This is a genomic window from Lactococcus sp. DD01 (genome assembly GCF_001578715.1).
Taxonomy (GTDB): domain Bacteria; phylum Bacillota; class Bacilli; order Lactobacillales; family Streptococcaceae; genus Lactococcus; species Lactococcus petauri.
Genome location: NZ_KQ968939.1, coordinates 1,347,380 through 1,359,010, shown reverse-complemented (window position 1 = coordinate 1,359,010; position 11,631 = coordinate 1,347,380). Strand labels below are relative to the sequence as shown.

Sequence of the window (11,631 nt, the reverse complement as noted above, 5' to 3'; positions counted from 1 at the left end):
ACATATCTTACGTGAAGAAGCAAAAAAGAAAAAGGCTTTACTTGAGCAGTAGATAAAAAGAGTGCTATAATGAAGGAGTAAAGAAGAACAAAACAGAGAGGAGAATAATTATGAAATTCAAATTCAGTGGGATTTCTTCATATGAGGAAAAAGCAACACCAAACTTTATGGGGGAAGCAAATTCACACAGTATTATAAAAGAGTTCGACAGCATGGATCAAGCCATTCAGCATGTTGTGGATAATAATGGTTTTATGGTGACAGACAATGGCAAATTTGCCTTCCATGTCCGTACAATTACACAAGTGGACGAATAAAATGTTAAAGGCATGCCAGAGTGCATGTTTTTTATTATCATTCTTTTTGCTTTAGCAAATTAGAATGATAATACGCAGGGAGCGAAGCGAGTTGTGAACAACCTTAAATTCTTTTTGCTTTAGCAAATTAGAATGATAATACGCAGGGAGCGAAGGAGCTAGAAAAATTCTGCCTCAGACAAAGAGTAACAAATGTTAGCGACAAAGTATGTACATTTTTTTAAAATAAGTAAGGAGAGTAGAAAAACTTTAATATAAAATTGAAGCCATTATTTTAATAAACAAGTTTAAATGGTGGTATAATAACTGTTGTATTAAAGGAGTAGATGAATAAAAAAGGAAGATGACAAAAGAATTTATAGAATATTTACTGCGATTACTGGAAGAAAAAGAAGTAAATGTTGTGACTCAAAGACGGCATAGCTACGTGATGTATCAGGGAATTGAGTCAGATTATGTGTATATACTTAAAGAAGGTGTAGCTAAAATCAGCAATATTATGAGGGATGGACGTGAGTTTAATATTGCTTATGTAACAGAACCGGATTTTGTTTCCTTGCTCGAAGAAAAGCAAGAAAATGGTATCTCAGCTCTTTTCAATGTACGGGTCGAATCAGAAGAAGCAAGTTTTTATCGCGTGCAACGTCAAGAATTTTGGAAATGGGTAATGAGTGATCTGACCTTGTTCCGCATCGTTGATGATTTTTATCAAAGAAGATTAGCCATGAACTTAGAACTCTTGCAAAAGATGACAATCAATGGGAAAAAAGGTGCAGTTTGCGCCTGTATCAATAGCTTAATCAACGAATTTGGGATAAAGAAAAGAAACGGTATTCTGATTGATTTTCCAGTAACAAATGAAGACATTGCCGGTTTTTGTGGCATATCAACACGCAATAGCGTAAATCGTATCATCCGAGATCTTAAAACGGAAGAAATTATTGATATTATTGATAACAGGATTATGGTTTACAACTCAGAATATTTTGAGGATTATATCAGCTAAAAAGACTGGATTCAGTCTTTTTTTCTTTATAAAATATTGTTATTTTTAATTTCAAATACAAGAGCAATCGCTTACATGAAGCCGTTTCTCCCCTTTTCACTCGTCAAACAAATTTTCTGTTCAAGAATTCACATCTTTTTAGCCAAAATAAAAAAAACGTGCTATAATGTCTATGTATAACAAAAGAGTTTAACATTAGTTAATCTCGTTTTTATTTTGTCATTAATTTTTATTACTTGGAGGAATTCATGGACTATTCATGGACAGTGAAATATCTCACTGAATTTATTGGTACTGCCCTTTTGCTTATCTTGGGTAATGGTGCCGTAGCGAACGTTGAACTTAAAGGTACAAAAGCCTTTGGTCAATCTTGGTTGATTATCGCTTGGGGTTACGGACTTGGTGTAATGTTACCAGCCGTAGCTTTAGGTAATGTCACAGCTCAAATCAACCCAGCCTTTACACTTGGACTTGCAGCATCAGGATTTTTCCCTTGGGCACAAGTGCCATTCTATATTCTTGCTCAACTTCTTGGAGCGATGTTTGGTCAGTTGATCGTCGTAATGGTTTATCGCCCTTACTATCTCAAAACAGAAAATCCAAATGCTATTTTAGGAACTTTCTCAACAATCGATAACGTTGATGATGGCACAATCACTACACATACAGGTGCCTTGGTTAATGGTTTCTTGAACGAGTTTGTTGGATCATTCGTCCTCTTCTTTGGAGCGATGGGCTTGACAAAACTTTATCGTGGTGTTGAATCAATCAACTGGATGACAAACTACGCATCGCAACAAGGTGCAGATGTAACAAGTGCTGATGTTACTGGACAAATCGCAGCATCAGTATCAGGTGCAGCTTCATCAGCAGCAATCAGCCACGTTGTCCTTGGTTTCCTCGTGCTCGTATTGGTTGCTTCACTTGGAGGACCTACAGGTCCTGGTTTGAACCCAGCACGTGACCTTGGTCCACGTATCTTGCACTCACTTTTACCAAAATCAATTTTAGGTGAAAACAAAGGGGACAGTAAATGGTGGTATTCATGGGTACCTGTTACAGCACCTATCCTTGCAGCACTTGCCGCTGTCGCTTTGTTCAAAATCATGTATCTATAATCTTAATACGCCTAGGAAAGTTCCAACAGGACTTTCCGTCAAACAGTTAGGGCTTTAGCCACAAATGTTAATAGCGGATTATGACCGATTAACCCTCATCTTTGGATGAGGGTTTTATTATTTTAAAAGTGGACATTAAAAATTTGTAAAGCTAACCGAAAATAAATTTGATAGAATAAATTCATAGTCAAAAAGCAAAGAAAGCGACTAGGAGAGTAAAAGCGAAAGTTAGCACAGGGAGCTTGCAGCTAGTGAGAGCAAGACTAACGGAAGCTTTGAAAATGGCCTAGAAATCGCGTAACAGTGAGTTTACTTTCTAAATAAACTGTTAACGGAGTGGTTCTCGTTATTGAACACATTATTTTTGGGGCAGTCTTGCTTGTCACCAAAGATAATTAGCAAGACGTAAGACATCCTTTTTTGGTATTTTACGTGAAATTAGAATGGTACCACGATAATTCGTTTCTATTTATAGAGGCGGATTATTTTTTTTGTTTTTGACTATACTGTTATTATTATTGTTAATAAAGGGGAGACTTATTATGAAAAAGAAAACAAGAAACAAAATTATTGCTGTTGTAGCGCTCGTCGTTGTCGTACTTATCGGCTACTTCTCATTCTTCAAGAAGGATGTTGCTGAGGATAAAACCGTTAAGGTCGGTATTATGTCAGGTTCAAAGGAGAGTACGGAGATTTGGGATTCGGTAGCGAAGACGGCAAAAGATGAATACGGTATTAATCTCAAATTTGTCCGCTTCACGGACTATAACCAACCCAATACAGCCTTGGTAAACGGTGATGTGGACATTAATGCATTCCAACATTATGCTTTCCTTAAAGAATGGAATGATGCCAATAATGCTGATTTACAACCCATTGGCGATATCTTAGTTTCACCAATTCGTCTTTACTCGAAGAAACATACAGATGTGAAGGAGATTCCTAATAAAGGAACAATTGCGGTACCTAATGATACCTCTAACGAAAGTCGTGCCCTTTACGTTTTAGAAAGTGCTGGCTTGATTAAGTTAGATACAAAGGCTGGAGCTTTAGCCACAGTTAAAGATATTACTGAAAATCCAAAAGATTTGACGATCAAAGAATTGGACGGGTCGCAAACAGCTTCAGCCCTGTCTTCAGTTGATGCAGCAGTTGTAAATAATGACTTTTCAGTTCCTGCAGGTTTGACAAACAAGGAAGTTATTGCAACAGAACCTTTAAATGAAAATTCAAAACAATGGATTAACATTATTGTGGCACGAAAAGACGATAAAGACAATCAACTTTACAAAGATGTCGTTAAAGCCTATCAAACCAAAGAAACAGAAGAATTATTTGCAAAATTGTACCCTGAAAAAGGAACAATTCCTGCTTGGAATTTGAAATTGAAATAATCATAAATAGTGGAGAAGAAGATGGCAATTATTGAACTAAATAATATCAGAGTTTCCTATGAGACCAAGAAAAGTAAGGTGGATGCAGTCAAAGATACAACAATCCATATCGAAAAAGGCGATATTTTTGGAATTATCGGCTACTCAGGTGCTGGCAAGTCAACGATTGTCCGTACGATTAATCTTCTGCAAAAACCAAGTGCTGGTGAGGTGAAATTCAATGGCAAGGTTCTTTTTAAAGCGGGAGCTGATGGTAAGGATCAAGCTAAAATTAAGACGGCAGAGCTCCGTAAAGAACGTCAAAAAATCGGAATGATTTTCCAACATTTCAACCTCCTTAATGAAAAAACGGTTTTTGAAAATATCGAATTTGCGCTTTTACATAGCCCTTTATCTGATAAACAGAAGGAAGAAAAAATTCGTGAATTGCTTAATCTTGTCAGTTTGTCAGAGTTTGAAGAAAAGTACCCAGCCCAATTATCAGGTGGACAAAAGCAACGTGTAGCTATTGCGCGTGCCTTGGCGAATGATCCCGAAATTTTGATTTCTGATGAAGGAACATCTGCTTTGGACCCAAAAACAACTAATCAAATTTTGGACTTGTTGAAGGATCTCCAAAAACGTTTGGGTCTCACTATCGTTTTAATTACTCATGAAATGCATGTCGTGAAAGAAATCGCCAATAAAGTTGCAGTTATGCAGAATGGTGAAGTGATTGAGCAAAATAATCTTTTAGAAATCTTTGCCCATCCTCAAGAGCAACTGACACAACAATTCATCGATACCACATCGAATGTCTCTCGTTTTATTCATTCATTGACTGAAAATGATACATTCAGTGATCTGGCAGACGATGAAGAACTGATCTATTTGTCTTATTATGGCAATCAATCAGGAGAACCAGCTATGTCGGAAATTACCCGCAAATTTGATGTTTCAACGAATATCTTCTATGGGAATGTTGAGGTTCTACAAAATACACGTTTTGGTTCTTTAGTCGTGTCTCTAAAAGGAACAGAAGAAAATCGTTTGGCTGCTAAAGAATATTTGGCAGGCCAAAATATTGAGTTTACAGTATTGAAAGCGCAGGTGAAATAGATGACAGCATGGTTTACAGAACATTTTCCAAATGTTGTAGCCTTAGGTTTACACGGAGATACAGGTTGGGTGACTTCAATCATAGAAACACTCTTTATGGTTTTTTGGTCAGGGCTTTTTGGTGGGCTTCTTGGACTGGTATTTGGTGTCGTTCTTGTTGTGACTAACGAAGGAGGGATTACGCCTCATCGTGCACTTTACTCTTTTTTGGATAAGTTTACATCAATTTTCCGTGCGGTACCCTTTATCGTTTTACTTGCTATTATTGCTCCTGTCACTCAAAAAATTGTGGGTACACAGATTGGAACAACAGCAGCTTTGGTCCCTTTGACACTTGGTGTCTTTCCTTTTTATGCACGTCAAGTTCAAGTTGCTTTAGAAAGTGTAAATAAAGGGACGGTCGAAGCAGCACAGACTGTAGGCGCTAATTTCTGGGATATCGTCTTTACAGTTTATCTTCGTGAAGAACTTGGTAGTTTGATTCGGGTATCTACCGTTACGATTATTTCCTTGATTGGTTTAACAGCTATGGCGGGTGCGATTGGAGCAGGAGGATTAGGAAACACAGCCATCGCATATGGCTACAATCGCTTTTCTAATGATGTGACCTTCTTGGCAACCTTACTTATCCTGATTTTGGTTCTTTTGGTTCAGGTTATTGGCGATACATGGGCAAAGAGCGTGACCCATAAATGATGTAAACTGGGGGACAGTGCATGACGATTGATTTTAAAAGTGAAGTAGAAAAACGTAAAGAGGTCTTTTTGCAAGACTTAATTGCGTTACTAAAAATAAACTCTGAGCGGAATGATGAAGAGGCTAACGGAGAATTTCCTTTTGGTCCAGGACCGAGTCTTGCTATGCTGGAGTTTCTAAAGATTGCCCACAAAGATGGTTTCAAAACAGCAAATTTTGAGAATTATGTTGGAGAAGTACATTATGGTCAAGGAGAAGAAACATTGGGGATTTTTGTTCATGCTGATGTTGTTCCAGCAGGTCAAGGCTGGACAAATCCTCCTTACGAACCAACACTTAGAGAAGGACGATTGTATGCTCGTGGTGTTCTAGATAATAAAGGACCTGCACTGGCCACCTATTATGCTTTGAAAATTTTGAAAGAGGCTGGTGTACCTTTCTATAAAAAAGTAAACTTTATTATTGGAACTGATGAAGAGAGTGGATGGAAGGATATGGCTTATTACCTTCCCAAAGTACAATTGCCAGATTTTGGCTTCTCACCAGATGCACGCTTTCCGGTAGTTAATGGTGAAAAAAGTAATCTTACCGAGTATCTGCACTTTGGACATAAAAATGACGGTGACTTTATTCTCCATGATTTTAGGAGTGGCATACAAGAAAATTGTGTGCCAGAAGAGGCTAAGACTTTGATTACGAGTCCTCTCGACTTGAAAGTCGATTTTGAAAAATACCTGCAGAAGAACAGGCTGGAAGGAAGATTTGCGAAAACAGGAGCAAAAACTTCCTTACAAATTAAAGGGAAATCAGCACACAGTTCCACACCAGAAATTGGAGAAAATGCTGCAACATATTTAGCCAAGTTCCTTGCTGCATATGATTTTGGAGCAGATGCACAAAAGTTTCTAGAAGTGGCTGGTCAGAAGCTTCACCAAGATTTTGAAGGAAAGAATATTGGAATTGCTTATGAAGATGAGGACATGGGTAAACTGTCGGTCAATCCTTCTGTCTTTCACTTTGCAGAGGATGGACAGGAAAATAAGATTGCACTCAATATCCGTCACCCGAAAGGTTTGACAGAGCAAGATATCCAAGAACGACTTAGTAAGCATTTGACTGCTTTTATCCAGAAAGTAAGCATTAGTGCGCTTATTAACTACCAACCGCACTATCTTTCACCAGAAGATCCGTTAGTGCAAGTGCTTTTGAGTACTTATCGCGAACACACGGGTGATGACAGTCCACCACAAACAGTAGGTGGTGGAACATATGGGCGATTAATGAAACGCGGTGTAGCTTATGGGGCTCTTTTCCCTGATTCTGCATTTACTATGCACCAAACAGATGAGCATATAAAGCTTGAAGAACTTTATAAAGCTATTGAAATCTACACAGATGCCATTTATCGTTTGGTTTGTGTAAAAGACGAGAAAAACGCTTAGGAATCAGTGACTTTTGGGAAAAAATATTGCAAAAAGCCTCAAAAGATGATTAAATAGTAAAAGTAACACAGATTTAACAAAATCATCAGGAGGAAGCATGGAAAACAGAATTCGTGAATTTAGACAAGCTCAAAAACTTTCTCAGGAAGATTTGGCGCGCATCGCTCACGTGAGTCGACAAACCGTCAATGCTATCGAAAATGATAAATACGATCCCGAACTTCTGCTAGCTTTTAAATTAGCAGAGATTCTGGGAACTAAAGTCGACGACCTCTTTACTTTTCAGCTTAGTCATGTGAAGAAAAAAGAAGAAGATGTCTTCTGGTGTGAAAAATATCAATGTGTCCTTTGGAAACGTGCAGATGTCGAAAAAAGAGCAAACTAAGTTATAAAATAAAATAAAAAGCCTAGTCAATAGTGTATAATTGAACTATAGGCTTTTTTTAATGTTGCGGCGGGTTTCACCCTTAGTGCGAAACCAAAAAGGGAGAGTGAAAAGAGTTCCCGGGAATAGTATTTATTAATTAATGCTAAAGAAATATCAAGGAGTGCAAAAATGAACATCAAACAGCTTCGTTATGTTGTGGCTATCGCTAACAGTGGAACCTTTCGTGAGGCGAGTGAGCAGCTCTTTGTGAGTCAGCCATCTATGTCAATTGCGGTTAAGGATTTGGAGCAAGAGCTTAATTTCCAAATTTTTGAACGGACAAACACGGGAGCCAGCTTGACGATTGAAGGTGAACGTTTCTATGAGCAAGCGCAAGCGATTTTACGAGACTTTGAAGCTTTTGAGTCGAAATATGCAAAGCCGAAAGAAGCCGAACGACATTTTTCAGTTGCAAGCCAGCACTATGATTTTCTTGCTCCTGTAGGTGTTGAATTTTCAAAGAAAAATCCTGAAATCAAGAATTTTCGTGTCTTTGAATCAACGACTTATAATATTTTACAAGAAGTGGCTCAAGGGCATAGCGAGCTTGGTGTTGTGTACTTGAATAAGCATAATCGTTCTGGTATTCTCCGTATGCTGGATAAGCTGGAGCTAGATTATGAAGAGCTTTTTATTTCACAAACACATATTTATTTACGTAAAAATCATCCTTTGACACGTAAGAAAAGCATCAAAACAAGTGATTTGAAAGCTTTAGACCGTGTTCGCTTCACTCAAGAAAATGAACAATTTCTTTACTACTCGGAAGACCTTGTGGAAACTTTTGAAAATACTTTTATTTATAATGTGACCGACCGTGCAACCTTAAATGGTATCTTGGAGCGTACAGATGCCTATGCGACAGGTTTAGGATTTATTGATAAGGAAAGTGTACACAATGTCACGGTTATTCCAATGGATGGAGATAATGTAAACAGCTTGATTTTGGTTAAACAAAAAGGTCAACTTTTAACAGATGCAGCCAAGTCTTACAAGCGCAGTTTAGAAGTTTATTTTGAAAATTATAAGTTTTAGCCAGCCTAGAGTCTAGGCTAGAAAAAATATGAAAATTAGTGTAAAATAGAGCAGTATACAAATTTTGTAAAACATTTAACATAGGAGAACTCACATAATGGTAAAATTAGTTTTTGCACGTCACGGTGAATCAGAATGGAACTTGGCTAACCTTTTCACAGGTTGGGCTGACGTGGACCTTTCAGAAAACGGAACACAACAAGCAATTGATGCAGGTAAACTCATCAAAGCTGCAGGTATCGAATTTGATATCGCGTACACTTCTGTATTGAAACGTGCGATCAAAACTACAAACTATGCACTTGAATACTCTGACCAACTTTGGGTACCAGTTGTAAAAACTTGGCGCTTGAACGAACGTCACTACGGTGGCTTGACTGGCTTGAACAAAGCTGACGCTGCTGCAAAACACGGTGATGAGCAAGTTCACATCTGGCGTCGTTCATATGATGTATTGCCACCAGCAATGCCACGTGATGATGAGTACTCAGCACATGCTGACCGTCGTTATGCTAACCTTGAAGATAGCCTTATCCCTGATGCTGAAAACCTCAAAGTTACACTTGAACGTTCATTGCCATTCTGGGAAGATCAAATCGCTCCGGCATTGAAAGATGGTAAAAACGTATTCGTTGGTGCGCACGGTAACTCAATCCGCGCATTGGTAAAACATATCAAACAGCTTTCAGATGATGAAATCATGGATGTTGAAATCCCTAACTTCCCACCACTCGTGTTCGAATTTGATGATAATTTGAACCTTGTTAAGGAATACTACCTTGCACCAAAACAAGCATAAATAATACGATAAGACCTGCATCAAGCAGGTTTTTTCTTTTCTTTAAAAAATGTAAGGTAAAATACAGCTTATTGTGGTAAAATGTTTAGGTATAAATATGACGAGTTAAAATTAGGATAGGGTTCCATGTCTGAGAAAAGAAAAACACGAAACGAATTAAACGGAAAAAAAGATAAAACACGTAAGTTATTAAAAAACCCAACCATGTTGGCATCTGGGCGCGTTAAGCTTCTCTTTTTTGTCATCACGGTTCTCTTTTTAGTTTTGATTGGTAAGCTGTACCACATGCAAATCATGAATCAGAGCTTTTATGAAAGTAAACAAGCAGGTGGCGCAGGCTCGCTACAAATCGTTCAAGGCGCACCTCGTGGGAATATTTATGACGCGAAAGGTGTTCCTTTAGCGACAACAGAACCTGTTGAAGCGATCGAGTACACGCGCGGGCAAAATACGACAGCAGATGATATGCGTAAAATTGCGGACCGTCTTGCTGGCATCTTAACTTTAGACAATGATTTTAAACAAATTACCGAGCGAGATAAAAAGGATTATTTTTTGGCTGATGCCAACAACTTGGAGAAAATTGCTAAAAGTCTGACTAAGGACGAAAAAACAGATGAGAAGGGGAATTCGCTTTCAGGTTCTGAAATTTATAATGTCCAACTCAGTAAGGTAACCGAGGCGGATATTAACTTTAATGAGCAGCAAATGTTTGCAGTCAAGCTCTTTAAAGAAATGAATTCAACAACAATCTTTAATACAACGATTATTACTACAAGTAACCTTACGGCAGAACAGCAAGCTTATATTGGAGAACATGAGGGCGAACTGCAGGGGATTTCTGTAGGAACTAGCTGGAACCGCAAATATGCGGATACAGCGCTTAAGCCTATATTAGGTACGGTAACGACTCAGAAACAAGGGGTTCCAGAAGAATTGCTGGATGAGTATCTTAAAGAAGGTTTCCAACGCAATGACCGTGTCGGGACTGCCTTTTTAGAAAAGGGCTATGAAAAGTACTTGCAAGGGACACATACGATTAGTAACGTATTGACCGATAAGCAAGGCAATGTCACTGGAACGGAAGTGAAACAAAAAGGGAGCAAGGGAGATAATCTCAAACTTACGATCGATTTGAAATTCCAAGATGCTGTTGATAAGATTTTGGAAACCGAAATGAACAATATGATCGCGGATGGTTTTGGGACTTATTCGCAGGGCGCATATGCTGTTGTGTTGGACTCTAAGACGGGCGCGGTTTTAGCCTTGTCGGGACTTAAACGCGACGAAACAACAGGGGCAATGCAAAGTAACACTAACGGCACCTTCCAAGATGCTTTTGTTCCTGGTTCGGTAGTTAAGCCAGCAACGCTGACAGCTGGCTGGAATGCCAATGTTATTGCCGGTAATCAAATTCTCAATGATATGCCTATCCAGATAGCAGGGTCAAGTTTGATCGAATCATGGTTTACCAATGGCATCCTTCCCATTAATGCTGTCCAAGCCCTAGAATATTCTTCTAATACATATATGGTTCAAATAGCACTCAAGTTGCTAGGTCAACCTTACGTTCCTAACATGGCTGTTGATGGTACAGACCGTGTAGCTGCCTTCAAAAAGCTACGTGAAGCCTTTGCTTCCTATGGAATGGGAACCTCAACAGGCTTTGACATTCCTGGAGAAACACAAGGCTACATCAAAGATGCAAATAACATAACAGTTTCTGACTTGCTCATGGAATCTTTCGGTCAGTTTGATACCTATACACCACTTCAACTTGCAACATACGGTATGACCTTGGCAAATAATGGTGAGCGTTTAGCACCGCATATTGTGGATGGTATCTATGAAACCAACTCTGAAGGAGGCATGGGTAAACTCGTTAAAAATATCACGCCGAAAATCATGGACAAAGTAAATATCACTCCAGAAAACATGGATGTCCTACATAATGGTATGTATCAAGTCGTTCACGGGAATGACTTTGTAAATGGGCAAATCGGTGCTACAGGTTACTACATGCGCCCTTCACAAGGTGCTGAAGTTTCTATTTCTGCTAAAACAGGTACTGCCGAAGTAACATATGTGGCCCCAGATGGCACAAGTGTACCCGTAACAGTAAACAATGTTGTCGCTTATGCACCAACCGAAAACCCACAAATTTCTATCGGTGTTATGGTTCCGCAAACTACAGTTAAAGAAGGTGGTGTGACCTCGAAGATTGGTCAAAATATCACACGTGAGATTACTAACCTCTATAACTCTATGTATCATTTTAAATAAAATAAAAAAACCAGCT

The 11,631-nt window shown here is 38.6% G+C and carries 11 protein-coding genes; all 11 read left to right on the top strand.

The annotated features are described in order from the left end of the window. The first annotated feature begins 110 nt into the window (after positions 1–110). On the top strand, positions 111–317 hold the full coding sequence (locus tag LACDD01_RS06530) for a hypothetical protein (RefSeq protein ID WP_019335977.1): 207 nt from the start codon (positions 111–113) through the stop codon (positions 315–317). Between the two features lie 343 nt (positions 318–660). Further along, entirely contained in the window at positions 661–1,323 is a 663-nt protein-coding gene (locus LACDD01_RS06525) for a Crp/Fnr family transcriptional regulator (protein WP_019335976.1), read from the top strand. Positions 1,324–1,571: 248 nt separating this feature from the next. After that, on the top strand, positions 1,572–2,441 hold the full coding sequence (gene gla, locus LACDD01_RS06520; protein WP_003133793.1) for an aquaglyceroporin Gla: 870 nt from the start codon (positions 1,572–1,574) through the stop codon (positions 2,439–2,441). A 542-nt stretch (positions 2,442–2,983) separates the two neighbouring features. Beyond that, complete coding sequence (locus tag LACDD01_RS06515; protein WP_019291412.1) at positions 2,984–3,835, top strand: MetQ/NlpA family ABC transporter substrate-binding protein; 852 nt, start codon at positions 2,984–2,986, stop codon at positions 3,833–3,835. A gap of 21 nt (positions 3,836–3,856) precedes the next feature. Then, complete coding sequence (locus LACDD01_RS06510) at positions 3,857–4,933, top strand: methionine ABC transporter ATP-binding protein (RefSeq protein ID WP_061413860.1); 1,077 nt, start codon at positions 3,857–3,859, stop codon at positions 4,931–4,933. Then, positions 4,934–5,629 carry a methionine ABC transporter permease gene (locus tag LACDD01_RS06505; protein ID WP_061413858.1) on the top strand — a complete coding sequence of 232 codons (696 nt, stop codon included), beginning with the start codon at positions 4,934–4,936 and terminating at the stop codon, positions 5,627–5,629. Between the two features lie 20 nt (positions 5,630–5,649). Then, complete coding sequence (gene pepV / locus LACDD01_RS06500; RefSeq protein WP_061413856.1) at positions 5,650–7,071, top strand: dipeptidase PepV; 1,422 nt, start codon at positions 5,650–5,652, stop codon at positions 7,069–7,071. 97 nt (positions 7,072–7,168) lie between these two features. Next, entirely contained in the window at positions 7,169–7,456 is a 288-nt protein-coding gene (locus tag LACDD01_RS06495) for a helix-turn-helix transcriptional regulator (RefSeq protein WP_003133798.1), read from the top strand. Between the two features lie 171 nt (positions 7,457–7,627). Beyond that, positions 7,628–8,533, top strand: a complete 906-nt coding sequence (locus LACDD01_RS06490; RefSeq protein WP_003133799.1) for a LysR family transcriptional regulator — start codon at positions 7,628–7,630, stop codon at positions 8,531–8,533. Positions 8,534–8,630: 97 nt separating this feature from the next. Continuing rightward, a complete protein-coding gene (locus LACDD01_RS06485) occupies positions 8,631–9,332 on the top strand; it encodes a phosphoglycerate mutase (protein WP_003133801.1) in 702 nt (233 codons plus the stop codon). 126 nt (positions 9,333–9,458) lie between these two features. Continuing rightward, a complete protein-coding gene (locus tag LACDD01_RS06480) occupies positions 9,459–11,615 on the top strand; it encodes a penicillin-binding transpeptidase domain-containing protein (protein ID WP_061413854.1) in 2,157 nt (718 codons plus the stop codon). Positions 11,616–11,631 lie beyond the last annotated feature (16 nt).